At 72.7% G+C, this 14908-nt stretch carries 15 protein-coding genes and 3 pseudogenes; 5 read left to right on the forward strand and 13 right to left on the reverse strand.

Translation table 11 applies throughout. The features are described 5' to 3' along the window. Window positions 1-290: 290 nt before the first annotated feature. The gene (locus HEP81_RS04875) at window positions 291-1241 is read left to right on the forward strand and encodes an SDR family NAD(P)-dependent oxidoreductase (protein WP_037660641.1); all 951 of its coding nucleotides are present in this window, start codon (window positions 291-293) and stop codon (window positions 1239-1241) included. Here HEP81_RS04875 and HEP81_RS04880 read toward each other — a convergent pair. Genes HEP81_RS04880 through HEP81_RS04890 form a run of 3 tightly spaced genes read right to left on the reverse strand, consistent with a single transcriptional unit; the run spans window position 1181 to window position 4750 of the window. Further along, complete coding sequence (locus tag HEP81_RS04880; protein ID WP_037660639.1) at window positions 1181-2320, reverse strand: bifunctional 2-methylcitrate synthase/citrate synthase; 1140 nt, start codon at window positions 2318-2320, stop codon at window positions 1181-1183. The two genes, HEP81_RS04875 and HEP81_RS04880, sit on opposite strands and share 61 nt — an antisense overlap. A gap of 19 nt (window positions 2321-2339) precedes the next feature. Next, window positions 2340-3245 (reverse strand): methylisocitrate lyase, encoded by a 906-nt coding sequence (gene prpB / locus HEP81_RS04885; RefSeq protein WP_037660636.1) that lies wholly within the window; start codon window positions 3243-3245, stop codon window positions 2340-2342. After that, a complete protein-coding gene (locus HEP81_RS04890) occupies window positions 3245-4750 on the reverse strand; it encodes an MmgE/PrpD family protein (RefSeq protein ID WP_037660634.1) in 1506 nt (501 codons plus the stop codon). Before HEP81_RS04890 ends, prpB begins: the two co-directional genes overlap by 1 nt. A 195-nt stretch (window positions 4751-4945) precedes the next feature. Between HEP81_RS04890 and HEP81_RS04895 the strand changes: the two genes are divergently transcribed. Together HEP81_RS04895 and HEP81_RS04900 are read left to right on the forward strand one after the other, a co-directional pair. Continuing rightward, the gene (locus HEP81_RS04895) at window positions 4946-6391 is read left to right on the forward strand and encodes a short-chain fatty acyl-CoA regulator family protein (RefSeq protein ID WP_037660632.1); all 1446 of its coding nucleotides are present in this window, start codon (window positions 4946-4948) and stop codon (window positions 6389-6391) included. Between the two features lie 22 nt (window positions 6392-6413). Then, complete coding sequence (locus tag HEP81_RS04900) at window positions 6414-6989, forward strand: histidine phosphatase family protein (protein WP_037660629.1); 576 nt, start codon at window positions 6414-6416, stop codon at window positions 6987-6989. Between the two features lie 116 nt (window positions 6990-7105). Here HEP81_RS04900 and HEP81_RS04905 read toward each other — a convergent pair whose 3' ends face one another. The 10 genes and pseudogenes from HEP81_RS04905 to HEP81_RS04945 form a co-directional block, all read right to left on the reverse strand. After that, the gene (locus HEP81_RS04905; protein WP_037660626.1) at window positions 7106-7978 is read right to left on the reverse strand and encodes a CbtA family protein; all 873 of its coding nucleotides are present in this window, start codon (window positions 7976-7978) and stop codon (window positions 7106-7108) included. 25 nt (window positions 7979-8003) lie between these two features. Further along, on the reverse strand, window positions 8004-8219 hold the full coding sequence (locus HEP81_RS04910; protein ID WP_037660624.1) for a CbtB domain-containing protein: 216 nt from the start codon (window positions 8217-8219) through the stop codon (window positions 8004-8006). A 243-nt stretch (window positions 8220-8462) separates the two neighbouring features. Next, window positions 8463-8630, reverse strand: a pseudogene (locus tag HEP81_RS04915) (enoyl-CoA hydratase-related protein); the annotation flags it as partial. Between the two features lie 18 nt (window positions 8631-8648). Further along, a pseudogene (locus HEP81_RS04920) lies at window positions 8649-8774 on the reverse strand (NAD(P)-binding domain-containing protein); the annotation flags it as partial. A gap of 34 nt (window positions 8775-8808) precedes the next feature. Continuing rightward, complete coding sequence (locus HEP81_RS04925) at window positions 8809-9888, reverse strand: enoyl-CoA hydratase/isomerase family protein (protein WP_037660622.1); 1080 nt, start codon at window positions 9886-9888, stop codon at window positions 8809-8811. Then, window positions 9885-10871, reverse strand: a complete 987-nt coding sequence (locus HEP81_RS04930) for an acyl-CoA dehydrogenase family protein (protein WP_051850477.1) — start codon at window positions 10869-10871, stop codon at window positions 9885-9887. The genes HEP81_RS04925 and HEP81_RS04930 overlap by 4 nt, the downstream gene beginning before the upstream one ends. Before the next feature lie 167 nt (window positions 10872-11038). Continuing rightward, window positions 11039-11155 (reverse strand): annotated as a pseudogene (locus HEP81_RS41295) (hypothetical protein); the annotation flags it as partial. 1 nt (window position 11156) lies between these two features. After that, the gene (locus tag HEP81_RS04935) at window positions 11157-11480 is read right to left on the reverse strand and encodes a hypothetical protein (protein WP_167739867.1); all 324 of its coding nucleotides are present in this window, start codon (window positions 11478-11480) and stop codon (window positions 11157-11159) included. A 72-nt stretch (window positions 11481-11552) separates the two neighbouring features. Next, a complete protein-coding gene (locus tag HEP81_RS04940) occupies window positions 11553-12386 on the reverse strand; it encodes a sterol desaturase family protein (protein WP_037660617.1) in 834 nt (277 codons plus the stop codon). After that, window positions 12383-13105, reverse strand: a complete 723-nt coding sequence (locus HEP81_RS04945) for a FadR/GntR family transcriptional regulator (RefSeq protein ID WP_037660684.1) — start codon at window positions 13103-13105, stop codon at window positions 12383-12385. Before HEP81_RS04945 ends, HEP81_RS04940 begins: the two co-directional genes overlap by 4 nt. Before the next feature lie 225 nt (window positions 13106-13330). On the opposite strand from HEP81_RS04945, the gene HEP81_RS04950 reads away from it, so the two are divergent. Next, the gene (locus HEP81_RS04950) at window positions 13331-13540 is read left to right on the forward strand and encodes a ferredoxin (RefSeq protein WP_037660614.1); all 210 of its coding nucleotides are present in this window, start codon (window positions 13331-13333) and stop codon (window positions 13538-13540) included. Continuing rightward, window positions 13530-14885: an NAD(P)/FAD-dependent oxidoreductase gene (locus tag HEP81_RS04955; protein WP_037660610.1), complete on the forward strand. Its 1356-nt coding sequence runs from the start codon at window positions 13530-13532 to the stop codon at window positions 14883-14885. Before HEP81_RS04950 ends, HEP81_RS04955 begins: the two co-directional genes overlap by 11 nt. Window positions 14886-14908 lie beyond the last annotated feature (23 nt).

Consider the following 14908-nt stretch of genomic DNA (forward strand, 5'->3'; position numbering starts at 1 on the left):
CCCGGCGTGTCTTCTCTGCCGCCCGCCTCGCGTGCCGCCGTGCCCTCCTCTGCTTCCTGAACCTGAAGGCCAACCGGGCGCTGTTGCGCGGGGTGATCTCCTCCGAGCTGCGGGAGTTCACGTACGCCCTGCTGGAGGCCCGGCATCGGCGCCCGTGTCTGCGCCCGCGTAGGCGATCTGTGGGCGGCGCGTGTGATCTGTCGGCGGTATGTCGGTGCGGGCTGCGACCTTGGGCGGGTCGGCGCCGCTCACCATGAGCGGGTCGCCCCGAGCGCAAGGAGCCTGTCATCGTGTCTTCCGCAACGCACAGCCGCCCGTGGGACGTTCATCGGCTGCCCTCCGCCGAGGGCAGGAACTTCCTGGTCACCGGGGGCAACGCCGGGATCGGCTACTTCACCGCGGAGCAGCTCGCGGCCACCGGCGCCGTCGTCGTACTGGGCTGCCGGGACCGCGCGAAGGCAGAGACCGCCATGGCCTCGATCCGTTCGCGCGTCCCCGGCGCGCGGGTGCGGTATCTGCGCCTCGACCTCGCCGATCTGTCGTCCCTCAAGGCCGCCGTGGACGGGCTGGAGCTCGATCGGCTCGACGCGGTGGTCCACAACGCGGGGGTCGCGCTCGACGACCCGCCGCGCCGGGAGACCGCGGACGGCCATGAGCTGATGTTCGGCACCAACCACCTCGGCCACTTCGCGCTGACCCGGTGGCTGGCTCCGCTGCTGTCCGCGGCGCGGGCGGGCCGCGTGGTGACGGTGGGCAGCTTCGCGGCGCGGTCCGAGCGACTGGACCTCGGCGATCTCCAGTCGACCCGGGACTACCGGCCCAAGCGCACGTACGGCCGGTCGAAGCTGGCGCAGATGTGCTTCGGCTTCGAACTGGACCGCCGGCTGCGTGCCGCCGGCAGCACGGTGCTCAGTGTGGTGGCCCACCCCGGCGGCGCGCTGGACTCCCTCACCCCGTCCCGCCCGCCGGTCCACCGGACGACCCCCGGCGCGCGGCTGCGCGCGCTGCCCTCCGCGCTGCTGGTGCAGGGCAAGGAGGCCGGGGCGTGGCCCGTCGTCCGTGCCGTCCTCGACCCGGAGGTGGCGGGAGGGGAGCTGTGGGGGCCGCGGGTCTTCGGGCTGCGCGGCACACCCCGCCGTGAGCCCGTCCCCTCCCATATGGCCGACCCGGCCGTCGCCGCTCAGCTGTGGGCCGCCAGCGAGGAGTTGACCGGTACCGCCCGCTGGTCCGGTCCCGCGTAGGAGGCGAGGGGCCTGATCAGGGCGTTGTGGGCGAGTTGTTCGGTGATGTGGGCGGTCCATCCGGTGATCCGGCTCATCACGAAGATCGGGGTGAAGGCCGGGATGTCGAAGCCCATCAGGTGGTAGGCGAGGCCGGCCGGGTAGTCCAGGTTCGGGTGGATGCCCTTGCGCTGGAGCATGGCGTGCCGCAGGGCGGCGTGCAGGGTGGCCAGCCGGGTGGTGTCCGGGTCGGCGGCGCGGGCCACCAGGCGGTCCAGCGCGCCCTGCATGATGGGGACCCGGGAGTCGCCCTCCTTGTAGACGCGGTGGCCGAAGCCCATGATCTTCCGCTTCTCGGCGAGGGCCCGGTCCAGCCATTCCTCGGCGCGGCGCGGATCGCCGATCTCCTCCAGCATGTGCATCACGGCCTCGTTGGCACCGCCGTGCAGGGGGCCCTTGAGCGCGCCGATGGCGGCGGTGACCGCGCTGTAGAGGTCGGAGAGGGTGGAGGTGACCACGCGGGCGGTGAACGTCGAGGCGTTGAAGCTGTGTTCGGCGTACAGGACGAGGGAGATCTCGAAGCAGCGGACCGTCTCGGGGCCGGGCACCGTGCCGAAGCACATGTGGAAGAAGTTCTCCGCATAGCCGAGGTCCCGGTCGGGCGGGATCGGATCGAGGCCCTTTCGGCGGCGCTGGTCGGCGGCGACCATGGTGGGCAGTTTCGCCAGCAGGGTCAGGGACTTGGCGCGGTTGGCAGCGGGACTGCCGTCGTCCTCGGTGGGGTCCTCGGCGCCGAAGAAGCTGACGGCGGTGCGCAGTACGTCCATCGGGTGGCAGGTCTCGGGCAGCCGGGCGAGCAGTTCGGCGGTGGTGCGGTCGAGCGGGCGCAGGGCGCGCTCGCGGGCCTGGAACGCCCGCAGTTGGCCGGGGTCGGGCAGTTCGCCGTACCAGAGCAGATAGGCCACCTCCTCGAAGGAGCGGCGGACGGCCAGGTCCTGGACCGGATAGCCGCGGTAGGTGAGGGAGTTGGTCTCCTGGATGACGGTGGAGATCTCGGTGGTGTCGACGACGACACCGGCGAGCCCGCGATGGATGGTCATGGGGATCGTCTCCGGTGGGTCAGGCGCCGGGCGGCAGCGTGAAGTCGTGGACGGCCGAGTCGAAGGCCGAGTAGTCGGCGTAGCCGAGGAGTTCGTACAGCCGGGAGCGGGTCTGCATCCGGGGCAGCAGGCTCTCCTGGGTGCCTTCGGCGGCCAGGGTGCGCAGCCCGTCCTCGACGGCGCCCATGGCGAGTCGGAGCAGGGTGACGGGGTAGAGCGCGATGTCGTAGCCGAGGTCCTCCAGGGCGCGCGCGTCCAGCAGGCGGGACTTGCCGAACTCGGTCATGTTGGCGAGCAGCGGCACCTCGACCGCCGCCCGGAGCGCCTCGAACTCCCGCTCGTCGACGAGGGCTTCGGGGAAGATCGCGTCGGCGCCCGCGTCCACGTACGCCTTGGCGCGGTCGACCGCCGCGTCCAGCCCCTCGATCGCGCGGGCGTCGGTGCGGGCCATGAGGAGGAAGTCGGGGTCGCGGCGGGCGTCCACGGCGGCCCGGATCCGGCGGGTCATCTCCCCGCGCGCGACGACCGACTTGCCGTCGAGGTGGCCGCAGCGCTTGGGGTTGACCTGGTCCTCCAGATGCAGTCCGGCCAGGCCCGCGTCCTCCATCAGCTGGACCGTGCGGGCGGCGTTCATCGGTTCGCCGAAGCCGGTGTCGGCGTCGATCAGGACGGGCAGGTCGGTGGCCCTGGTGGTCTGCTGGGCGCGGGCGGCGATCTCGGTGGACGTGGTCAGGCCGATGTCGGGCAGGCCCAGATCGGCGGCGAGCACGGCACCGGAGAGGTAGGCGGCCTCGAAGCCGGTGTCCTGGATCAGCCGGGCGGACAGCGGGTTGAGGGCGCCCGGCATCATCAACAGCCGCTCTTCCTGGAGGCGCCCGCGCAGGGCGCGGCGGCGTGCGGCGGGGGTGGTACGGGTGTGCAGCATCAGAACAGGCCCTTCGGCAGACGCGCGTCGTACTCCGCGACGGCCCCGGTGTCCACGGCGGGGAACAGGCCGTCCAGGTCGGGGGCGGACAGCTCGGCCAGGTGCTCGGCGGCGGCGAGGAAGCGGTCCTGGGCGGCGGGGGCGACGGTGTTCTCGGTGAGGGTGCGGAACTTGCCCGCGTAGGCGGCCCGGTCGAACGGGAGGGCACCGGCCGGGTGGGCGTCGGCGACGGCCAGTTCGTCCTCGATCACCGTGCCGTCCGCCAGGGTGATCACGGCCCGCCCGCCGAACGCCCGGCGCCCGGGGTCGGGGTCGTGGTAGCGGCGGGTCCACTCCGGGTCCTCGACGGTGCTGATCCTCCGCCACAGCTCCACGGTCTCCGGGCGCCGCGCCCGCTCGGGGGCGTAGGAGCGCTCGTGGTGCCAGGTGCCGTCCTCCAGGGCGACCGCGAGGATGTACGGCACCGAGTGGTCGAGGGTCTCGCGGCTGGCCGTCGGATCGTACTTCTGCGGATCGTTCGCGCCGGAGCCGATGACATGGTGGGTGTGGTGGCTGGTGTGCAGGACCACCGAACGCACCTTGTCCAGCGGGGTCTTCTCGCGCAGCCGCCGGGCCAGGTCGATGATCGCCTGCGCCTGGTACTCGGCGGAGTGCTCCTTGGTGTAGGTGTCGAGGATCGCGCGGCGCGGCTCGCCCGGCTCGGGCAGCCACACCGTGTAGTCGGACCCGGGGCCGTTCAGCATCCGGGCCAGGAAGCCGTCCTCGCCCTCGTAGATCGGGGAGGGCGAAGTCTCGCCGCGCATCGCCCGGTCGACGGCCTCGATGGCGGCCTTTCCGGCGAAGGCGGGGGCGTACGCCTTCCAGCTGGAGATCTCGCCCTTGCGGGACTGGCGGGTCGAGGTGGTGGTGTGCACGGTCTGCTGGACGGCCTGGTACACCGTCTCGGTGGGCAGCCGCAGCAGGGCGCCCAGGCCGCAGGCGGTGGCCGCGCCGAGGTGGGCGACATGGTCGATGCGGTGCTCGTGCAGGCAGATGCCCTTGACCAGGGCGACATGGATCTCGTAGGCGGCGACGACGGCGCGCAGCAGGTCGGCGCCGGTGCGGCCGGTGTGCTGGGCGACGGCGAGCAGCGGCGGGATGTTGTCGCCGGGGTGGGAGTAGTCGGCCGCCAAGTAGGTGTCGTGGTAGTCGAGTTCGCGCACCGCGGTGCCGTTGGCCCAGGCGGCCCACTCGGGGCTGACCCGGTGCGGGGCGCCGAAGACGGAGGCGCCGTGCCGGGCTGCGCGGTGGGCGGTGGCCTGGGCGCGGGCGACGGCGACCGGGCGGCGCAGCAGGGAGGCGACCGCGACCGAGGCATTGTCGATCACCCGGTTGACGGCCATGGCCGCGCTGTCCGGGGCCGGCTCCTCGCTGCCGGTGGCCACAGCGGCGAGCTTCCAGGCGAGCTGCTCCTCACGGGGCAGGCGGTCGGCGCTGGGGTGGACACGGACGTGCTGCTCGATCACGGGACTCCTCGCGGTGTCGGGGCCTGGACGGAAGAACCTTGGGCGGATGTGATCGAGCCTGCCCCGCCGCCGGCCCGGCGGCCACCACCCCACCGTGCGGATTCCGTACAGCGCGGACCTGCGAATCTGTGAAATCTGCGAATCCTGCGAATGCTATGTTCGCAGGACAGGCACCCAGAATCAGGAGGTGTGCGCGTGGCCAGGCGAACGGCCGAACGGAAGATCTACGCCCACGCCAAGCTGCGCCGGCTGCGCCGCGAGCACGGGATGAACCAGGTCGACATGGCCCGCGCGCTCGGCATCTCCACCAGTTACGCCAACCAGCTCGAACAGAGCCAGCGTCCGCTGACGGCGCCCGTGCTGCTGCGGATCGCCGAGGTCTTCGGCGTCGACACCGAGTTCTTCTCGGAGGCCGAGGGCGACCGCCTCGCGACCGAGCTGCGTTCCGCGCTCGCCGACGAGGCGTGCGGGGTGCCACCGCCGCCCGAGGAGGAGATCGCCGAGGCCGCCCGCGCCCATCCGGAGGTGGCCCGCGCCCTGGTGGCCCTGCACCGCCGCTACCGGGACACCGCCGAGCAGGCCGCCGCGCTGGCCACCCCGGACGCGGGCGGCGGCGCCCGGCTGCTGCCCGGCGAACCGCACGACGAGGTACGGGACTTCTTCTACGCCCACCACAATCACTTCGAGCCACTGGACACCGAGGCCGAGCGGATCGCCGAGGCGCTGGCACTGCGCCCGGGCCGGGCCGCCGAGCCGCTGGTGGCCCGGCTCGCCGAGCGGCACGGGGTACGGGTGGTGCGGGCGGGCCCGGGGCGTCTCGCCGACGCCCGCCGCTACGACCCCGAGTCCGGGCTGCTGTTCCTCTCCCCCTGGCTCAGCGAGGGCCGCCGCGCCTTCCAGCTCGCCACCCAGCTCGCCCTGCTGGAACACGGCGCACTGCTCGACCAACTCGCCGACCATGTCTCCGAGTTGACCTCACCCGAGTCCACCGCGCTGGCCCGCATCGGCCTCGCGAACTACTTCGCGGGCGCGCTCCTGATGCCGTACGCCACCTTCCACGCGGCGGCCGAAGAGGTGCGCTACGACATCGAGTTGCTGTCCGCCCGCTTCGGTGTCGGATTCGAGACGGTCTGCCACCGGCTGAGCACCCTCCAGCGCACCGGACGCCGGGGTGTGCCGTTCTCCTTCCTGCGGGTCGACCGGGCCGGCAACATCTCCAAGCGGCAGTCGGCGACCGACTTCCACTTCTCCCGGCTCGGCGGCACCTGCCCGCTGTGGACGGTGTACGAGGCGTTCTCGGCGCCCGGCCGGATACTCACCCAGGTCGCCGAAATGCCCGACGGCAAAAGGTACTTCTGGGTGGCGCGCACCATCACCCGGGGCGGGTTCGGGCATCACGCGCCGCGCGCCGAGTTCGCCGTCGCGCTCGGCTGCGAACTGCGCCACGCGCACCGGCTGGTGTACGCCGAGGGCATCGCCCTGGACGACCCGCGGGGCGCCACCCCGATCGGCCTGGGCTGCCGGATCTGCGAGCGCCGCGACTGCGCCCAGCGGGCCCGTCCCCCGGCCGGCGGGCGCCTCGCCATCGATCCGGACCGGCGCACATATGTGCCGTACCCGGTGGAGACCCGAACCCGTTGACGACCCCGCAGGAGTGTCCCGCGTGACCAGCCGTGTCCTTCTCGTCTCCCCCGCCATGACCCCCGCACTGCGTCAGGCCCGCTTCTACGACGGCGACTCGATCGAGGACGTCGGCGCGGCGCGGGCCCGCTCGGCGGCAGGGTCGCTGCCCGCGCCCACCCGGGTGGTGGTGTCCGCGAGTACGCGCTGCCGGGAGACGGCGCGGGCCCTGGGCCTCGAGGGCGCTGTGGAGGAGGCCGCACTGCGGGGCGTGGACGTGGGCCGCTGGCGCGGTCGGGCGCTCGACGAGGTGACGGGGGCCGAGCCGGAGGCCCTCGGCCACTGGCTCACCGACCCTGAATGGGCGGGCCACGGCGGGGAGTCGGTGCGGGAGGTGTGCGCACGGGTGGGGGCCTGGCTGGACGGCGCGGCGGACGGCCGTACGGTGGCCGTGGTCGAGCCGGAGATCGTACGGGCCGCGGTCGTCGGGGCGCTGGGGCTGCCCATGAGCGCGTTCTGGCGGCTGGACGTGGTCCCGTTGACGGCGACGGGGCTCAGCGGGCGGGCCGGGCGGTGGAATCTGCGGCTCGGGGGGCCCTTGGTCGCGCCGGAGGCGTGAACACGGCTGCCAACGGGCCGAGGGCCGCACCCTGTTGGGGGTACGGCCCTCGGTGCGGCCCTTTGTGCGTCCTGCGCGCCGGTCGGCGTGGGTGATGCGATGCCGGTCGGCGTGGGTCAGGCGGCGCCGACCCCTTCCGGCTGCCGGGGAGCCGGTTTCGCGGCCGCCCGGGCCGCCGGGTCGAGCAGCCGCTCGGCCAGGGGGGCGAAGACGAGGCCCAGGGTCGCCCAGAGCAGGGCCTGGGCGGCGACGGAGTAGAAGCGGAAGGAGGCCAGGACGTCCGCCGGGAAGCCCGGATAGACGATGGTGCCCTTGGAGTTGGTCAGGGGCAGCGGGGTCTCGGTGGCGTGGTGGCCGTACTCCTTGACGTTGGCGGAGAGTTCGCCGAGCGCGGGGAGCAGCGCCATCACGATGCCGATGGCCACCACATAGGCGCCGGCGGCGAGCAGCGTGGCGTTCCAGTTGCCGAAGCGCGGCTGGAGGCGCTTGCCCAGCCAGACGGCGGCGACGAGGAAGACCACCGAGCAGACCACCATGGCCAGATAGAGATTGCCCCGGTCCCTGATCGTCTCGGGGTGGCCGATGGCCGGCGGGTTGGCCGGGTACTTGATGAACGGCACCAGGTACATGCCGACGAAGCCGCCCAGCGCCACCAGCATCGCGAGGTTGCGCGGGCGCAGCTTGCCGACGCGGCCGAGGCAGATCGCGTAGGCGACGGCGAAGAGCGCGCCCATGGCGACGCCGAAGAGGACCATGCCCAAGCCGATGCCGACGTTGGCCTGGATCGTCCGGCTGAAGATGTCGGGGCCCTCGGCCTCGGCCGTGATCCCCGCGGCCTTGTCGAGGACGGCCTGCGCGGCGTCGCGGCCGCTCTCGTAGTCGATCGCCTTGGCGATCTGGGGCTCGGCGAAGATCCGTGCGAAGACGAAAGCGAGCAGACCGGCGACTGCGCCGGCGATGACGCCGCGCAGAATGAGTCTCTTTTCCATGTTCAGATGTCCGTGCTCACTCTTGTCAGTGGCAGGGGAAGCCCAGGAAGTGGCGCGCGTCGTGCACGAACTCGTGGACGTGCATGTCCTTGCCGAAGACGGAGTAGGCGCCCTGGTCGACACCGATGAAGTAGTAGATCGCCAGCGCGAAGAGCGCGGTCCCGACCAGCCAGAACACGGCCTTCGCGGCCGGGAGGACGACGGGGGTGGGGAGTGCGGCGGGCGCGGACAGACTGCTCATGAGTGAGCCTCCTTCAGGGGATCGTGCGTCCCTCAGCCAGTGGAGCGTCGCGATGGCCCGGTGTCTGACTTCGTGCCCGCCCTCGCGGAGGGGCACGTACACAGTGGCGCGACCGTGCTGGATTCCCACCAGCTTCCTCAGGCCATCACTACAAGCGGAGCGTACGGAAACGAGTATCGTCCGTCAATCAGACAAGTAGCCGAGAGGCGCACCCCCAAGGTCGGAGAGACGCACCCCCCTGGGTCAGCGGTGCCGGAACTCCGGCGGCCGCTTGCCCACGAAGGCGGCCATCCCCTCCTTCTGGTCGGCGGTCGCGAACACCGCCTGGAACAGCCGCCGTTCGAAGCGGACGCCCTCCGCGAGGCTGGCCTCGAAGGCCCGGCCCAGCGCCTCCTTGGCCATCATCGCCACCGCATCGGCCGCGGATCAGGCGGGCTCCACCCCCGCCCGCGCGGCGGCCGCCAGCGCCTCGGGCACCAGGTCGTGTCCGCGTACCAGGTGTCCGGCCCCGACCAGGTTGGCGGCCATCAAACCGCCCATGTGCCCGAGCCCGATGAAGGCGACGGTGGCGCGCGGCCGCCGTCCCCGCTCACCGCGCCGGCTCCGTCGTGCCGCCGGGCCCCGCGAGCCCGAGTTCGCGGTCGCCGAGCGGGGCGAAGAAGCGCTCCACGTCGGCGTCGCTGACCTCGGCCAGGGTCGCCGGTGACCAGTGCGGGTCGCGGTCCTTGTCGATGATCTGGGCGCGGACGCCCTCCACCAGGTCGGGGTTTTTCAGCCCGACGCACGAGACGCGGTACTCCTGGTCGAGTACCTCCTCCAGGGTCCCGAGCCGGCGGGCGCGGCGGAGGGCGGCGAGGGTGACCTTGAGCGCGGTGGGCGACTTGGCGAGCAGGGTCTCGGCCGCCTCCTTCGCCTCCGTACCGCCGTGCGCGAACAGCCGCTCGACGATCTCCTCGACGGAGTCGGCGGCGTAACAGGCGTCGATCCAGCTCCGCTGCTCGGTCAACACGCCTCGCGGTGCGGGCTGTTCGTGCCGTGCCAGGGCCTGGGTGACGGGCATCGCGGCGAGGTCGGCCAGCAGGGCGTCCAGGGCGCCGGAGGGCACGTAGTGGTCGGCGAGCCCGCACAGCAGGGCATCACCGGCGCCGATCTGATTACCCGTCAGGGCGAGGTGGGTGCCCAGCTCGCCGGGTGCGCGTGAGAGGAGGTAGGTGCCGCCGACGTCCGGGATGAATCCGATCCCGGTCTCCGGCATCGCGATCCGCGAGCGCTCGGTGACGACGCGGACACCGCCGTGCGCGGAGACGCCGACCCCGCCTCCCATCACGATGCCGTCCATGAGGGCGACGTACGGCTTGGGGTAGCGGGCGGTACGGGCGTTGAGGTGGTACTCGTCCCGCCAGAACGCGGCCGAGGCGGTGCCGTCGCCCGTCCGGGCGTCGTCGTGGATGGCGCGGATGTCGCCGCCCGCGCACAGTCCGCGCGCTCCGGCGCCACTGATGACGACCGTCCGCACGGCCGGGTCGTGCTCCCAGTCGGTCAGCGCCGCGTCGATGCGGGTGACCATCTCGTGGGTGAGGGCGTTGAGCGCCCTGGGCCGGTTGAGGATGATCCGGGCGGCCCGGCCTTCGGTGCGCAGGAGGACGGGTTCCTCGGTGTCGTTGCTCATCCGAGGGCCTCCGTCAGGCCGCGGGCCACGATGACGCGCATGATCTCGTTGCTTCCTTCCAGGATCCGGTGGACGCGAAGGTCTCGGACGATCTTCTCAATGCCGTACTCGGCGTGGTAGCCGTATCCGCCGTGCAGTTGGAGGGCGCGGTCGGCGACCGAGTACCCGGTGTCGGTGGCGAACCGCTTCGCCATGGCGCACAGGTACGGCGCCTGCGGGTCCCTGGCGTCCAGGGCGCGGGCGGCGGTCAGCTCGGTCTCGATGTCGGCGAGGCGGAAGCGCAGCGCCTGGGCGTCGAGGAGGCGGGCGCCGAACGCCTCCCGGTGGGCGAGGTGGGCGAGGCTGCGGTCCAGGGCGCTGCGGGCACCGCCGAGAAAGCAGGCGGCGATGCCGAGGCGGCCGCCGTTCAGGCCGTTCATCGCGATCCGGAAGCCCTCGCCCGCACGGCCGAGGAGGCGGTCGGCGGGGATCCAGGCGCCGTCCAGGACGACCTGGCGGGTGGGCTGGGCGTGCCAGCCCGTCTTGCGTTCGTTCGGGCCGAAGGAGATGCCGGGGTCGTCCCTGTCGACCAGGAAGGCGGAGATGCCGCGGGGGCCGGGTTCGCCGGTGCGGGCCCTCACCACGTACACCTGGGCGGCGCCCGCGCCGGGTTCGGTCAGGCAGCAGCTCGCGAGGTCGTCCATCGCGCACAGCCGGGGCAGCCGGCGCTCGCGCTGGGATGCGTCGCCGTAGAGGCCGATCATCCAGGCGACCATGTTGTGGATGGACAGACAGCCGGCGATGGCGGGGCAGCCGGAGGCCGGGGCCTCGAAGACGAGCACGCCGTCGGCCCGGCCGAGGGCGGATCCGCCGTGCTGTTCGCCGACGTGGACACCGCCGAGGCCGAGCCCCGCGGCCTTGCGCAGGACGTCGACGGGGAAGTGCTGGTCGCGGTCCCCGTCGATGCCGGTGCCGGCGTTGTCGCTGAACTCGCCCTTGAGCAGGTGCGGGGTGCCGGCGGCGAACTCCACGACGTCCGGGCCGCGCTGGAGGTCGCCGTGGGAGTCGGGGACGGGCTTGCCGTGCTCGGTCGACAGCAGCCGGGCCAGCGTGTCTTCTCCTGCTCGGCGAGTTGGAGGAAGCGCGGCAGGACGCGGGCGCGGCGCTGAGGGTTCCACTCGGCCCAGGCGCGCTGCGCCTGGGCGGCGGAGGTGGTCGCGGCCGTGGTCTCGCCCCGGTCGGCGAGCGGCACCAGGGCCTGGACCTCGCCGGTGTCGGGGTCGGACACCTCAGGGGTTCGCCGTGCGCCCCGGCGGTGTGAAGGCGTACAGCCCGAGGATCTCCGGCAGCGGTGCCACGCCCGGACCGCCGGACCGTACCCAGGTGATGATGTCCTCGGTCGCTTCCGGGTCGTTGACGAGCCCCAGCCAGACCGGGCGGCCACCGGCGGCGCGGCCGGTGGCGGAGGGCCGTACGACGATGACGTTGGCCTGGTCGCACACATCGAGGCAGTCGGAGATCCGCAGGGGCACCGCCGCCTCCAGCCGGGCGGTCTGTGCCGCGTGGTCGACGCCGGTCACCTTCGGGCTGCCGCAGCAGCAGTCACGGCACACGACGACACGGCACGGGACCGATCCGGCCACTGCTACCCCCCGGACTTCCGGCTCGATTTGACGATCATCATCTCATCGGCTGACGCGGGGTGACCATCCCGGCGGCCCGAACACATACCCGGCCCGGTCCCGCCATCGCACCGCCGCGCGGACGTCGCGCCAGGCGGCCGCGTACTCGTGGAAGGCCACCCGCACCAGGTTGTAGCTGTCGATGTTCTTCGTCAGCCCGTACACCACCCGCTCCCCCTCCGGCTCGAAGGTGCGGAAGAGCCGGTCCCAGATGATGAGGATGCCGCCGTAATTGCGGTCCAGGTACACCTGGTTGGAGCCGTGGTGGACCCGGTGGTGCGAGGGCGTGTTGAAGAACCACTCCACCGGGCGCCACAGCTTGTCCACCCGCTCGGTGTGCAGGAAGAACTGGTAGACGAGGCTGACCGCCTGCTCCACCAGGATCATCCACGGCGGCACGCCGAGCAGCGCCAGCGGCAGCCAGAACGGCAGGCCGGTCATCGGCGTCCAGGTCTGGCGCAGCGCGGTGGAGAGGTTGTAGCGCAGGCTGGAGTGGTGCACCACATGGCTCGCCCACAGCACCCGTACCCGGTGATGGGCCCGGTGGTAGGCGTAGTAGGCCAGGTCGTCGCCGAAGAACAGCAGCAGCCAGGTCCAGCCGGAGGACGGCGACAGATGCCAGGGGACGGCGGTGTACGCGGCGGCGTAGACCACGATGGTCGCCACCTTCCACGGCACCGCGATGACCTGGCTGCCCGCGCCCATGGACATGCTGGTGACGGTGTCGCGCAGCTCGTACCCGCGCTCGTCGTCGTCCGGCAGGAAGCGGTACGACAGCGCCTCCACCACGACCAGCAGCACGAACGCCGGGATCGCGTAGACCACGGCGGGGATCATCGCCGTGCCCCCTTACCGGCGCGGGGCGCGGCGGGCACGCTGCGGGTCAGCAGCTCACGGGCCAGCAGCTCGGCCGCGCCGGCCTCGCGGGCAGTGATGTGCCCGGCGAGCCGCCGATGGGCCTCGACGTCGAGGATCTCGCCGGCGCCGAGGTCGGCGGGCACGTCGGCGACCGGGATCAGTCCGTCGACCAGGCTGTTGAAGGCCAGCAGATAGGCGATGTTCCCGGAGCCCTCCACGATCAGCCGCCACCAGGCGATGTAGGTCTCGTCCAGCTCGGTCAGATCGGGTCCGGCCTGGGCGTGTGCCTCGACGGCCGCGGCGATCTCGGCGGCGGCCCGCGCGGAGCAGCGCAGCGCGCACAGCCGGGCGGCGTCCGCGCCGATACAGGCCCGCATCTCCAGGGCGTCGCGGGCGATGTCCTGCACGGTGGGCCCGCTGTCGGCGGCGGCGATGCCCACGGCGAGTTCCAGACCGGCGGTGCGCCGCCAGTCCAGCACCTGGGTACGGCCGCCGTGGCTGACCTCGACCAGCCGGGCCTGCTGGAGGCGTTTGACGGCCTCCCGTACGGCGTGCCGGTTCACCCCGAACTCGGCCGCGAGTTCCCGCTCGGCGGTGAGCGCGCTGCCCGCCGGCAGCGCCCCGCCGAGAATCCTGTCCCGCAACAGGGCGAAGAGCTGGTCGGAGACCGCCTCGCGCCGTATGTGTCCCTCGGTCATGGCGATCAGGGTGGCCGCGGTTCGTACAGTGGTCAACTGGTTGGACCAGTTTTTCTGCGCGGGCCCGCGGACATGTGGGCGTTCGTCCGGATCCGTCAACCGGCGCTTCCCTCCGCGGCGTTGGCGCGCGGCTCCCGGCCGCCGCCCGGGTGGCCGTGCGCGCGCCCCGGTCTCACCCCATGCTGGATATGAGGGGGCGGTACGGCGGAGGAGGAAGTGGTTGCGATGCAGACCGTTGTCGACCTCACGCGCTGCCAGGGGTACGCACAGTGCGTGTTCCTCGCGCCGGACGTGTTCGGGCTGCACGGCGAGGAGGGGCTGCTGTACGCCCCGGCCGTCCCCGACGATCAGGTCGAACGGGTGCGCCAGGCCGCCGCGGCCTGCCCGGTGCAGGCCATTCTCCTCGGGGAAGAGGTGAGCGGCGGTGCCCGATGACCTCATGGACGGCCGGATCGTCGTCGTGGGCGCCTCGCTGGCCGGGCTGCGGGCCGCGGAGGCGCTGCGCGAGCAGGGTTTCACCGGCTCCCTGACCATCGTCGGGGACGAGCCCCATCCGCCGTACGACCGCCCGCCGCTGTCCAAGCAGGTACTGCTGGGCGTCGCGCCCGCCGACTCCACCGGGCTGCCGATGCGCCGCGACCCCGAGGCGGACTGGGTGCTCGGTGTAAGGGCCACCGGCCTGGACACGCTGGGCCAGCGGGTGCTGCTCGACGACGGGGAGTCACTGCCGTACGACCGGGTGCTGATCGCCACCGGAACCCGCGCCCGGCCCTGGCCGAACCCGGCGGAGGCCGCGCTGGACGGCGTGTTCACCGTGCGCACCCGCGAGGACGCGGCGGGGCTCGCGGCGGCGCTGGACGCGGGACCGCGGCGGGTGCTGGTGATCGGCGGCGGGTTCACCGGCTCCGAGATCGCCTCGGCCTGCCGGGAGCGCGGTCTGGAGGTCACGGTCACCGAGCGCGGCCCGGCGCCCCTGGTCGGCGCGCTCGGCGGCACCCTGTCCAAGCTCGCGGCCGCCATGCAGCGCAACCACGGCGTGGACCTGCGCACCGGGGTCACGGTGACCAGGCTGCTCGGCGAGAAGACCTTCACCGGTGTGGAGCTGTCCGACGGCAACCAGGTGGACGCGGATGTGTGCGTGGTGGCGCTCGGCGCGGTGCGCAATGTGGAGTGGCTCGCGGAGTCCGGGCTCGCGGCGGGCCCGCGCGGGCTGGCCTGTGACGCCGGGTGCCGGGCCTTCAACATGTACGGCATCGTCACCGACGACGTCTTCGTGGCCGGTGACGTCTCCCGCTTCCCGCACCCGCTCTTCGGCTACCAGCTGCTGTCCCTGGAGCACTGGGGCAACGCGGTCACCCAGGCCGAGGTGGCCGCCCACAACATGGTCAACCCGGGACCGCTGCGGCGCCCGCACCTGGCCCTGCCGACGTTCTGGTCGACCCAGTTCGGGCTCAACATCAAGTCGGTGGGGGTGCCCACCTACTCCGACCACGTGGTCATCGCGCAGGGCTCCCTGGAGGCGCGGCGGCTCGCCATGGTCTACGGCTACCGGGGCCGGGTCACCGCCGCGGTCACCGTCGACATGGCCAAGTCGCTCGACTACTACCGGCATCTGATCGAGACCGGCGCGCCGTTCCCGCCCCCGCCGGGCGCCGCCGACCGGGCGATCGCCGCCGAGATCCCGATCCCGTCCGACGTACCGGACCCGTCGGTGCTGTCCCACGGCCCGACGGTCGCACTGACCGGCTATCTGCCGGACCGCCGGCTGACGGTGGTATAGCCCGCCCCGACTCCGAGGAGCCG

Origin of the sequence: Streptomyces griseofuscus, assembly GCF_014673495.1 — a bacterium.
In the GTDB taxonomy this organism is placed as follows: Bacteria; Actinomycetota; Actinomycetes; order Streptomycetales; family Streptomycetaceae; genus Streptomyces; species Streptomyces murinus.

Excerpts from the sequence above, each read along its gene's own strand:
- HEP81_RS04880 (WP_037660639.1), bottom strand. The coding sequence starts at position 2,320 with ATGACCATCCATCGCGGGCTCGCCGGTGTCGTCGTCGACACCACCGAG.
- prpB (WP_037660636.1), bottom strand. The coding sequence starts at position 3,245 with ATGCTGCACACCCGTACCACCCCCGCCGCACGCCGCCGCGCCCTGCGC.
- HEP81_RS04905 (WP_037660626.1), bottom strand. The coding sequence starts at position 7,978 with ATGGAAAAGAGACTCATTCTGCGCGGCGTCATCGCCGGCGCAGTCGCC.
- HEP81_RS04910 (WP_037660624.1), bottom strand. The coding sequence starts at position 8,219 with ATGAGCAGTCTGTCCGCGCCCGCCGCACTCCCCACCCCCGTCGTCCTC.
- HEP81_RS04925 (WP_037660622.1), bottom strand. The coding sequence starts at position 9,888 with ATGAGCAACGACACCGAGGAACCCGTCCTCCTGCGCACCGAAGGCCGG.
- HEP81_RS04940 (WP_037660617.1), bottom strand. The coding sequence starts at position 12,386 with ATGATCCCCGCCGTGGTCTACGCGATCCCGGCGTTCGTGCTGCTGGTC.
- HEP81_RS04945 (WP_037660684.1), bottom strand. The coding sequence starts at position 13,105 with ATGACCGAGGGACACATACGGCGCGAGGCGGTCTCCGACCAGCTCTTC.
- HEP81_RS04950 (WP_037660614.1), top strand. The coding sequence starts at position 13,331 with ATGCAGACCGTTGTCGACCTCACGCGCTGCCAGGGGTACGCACAGTGC.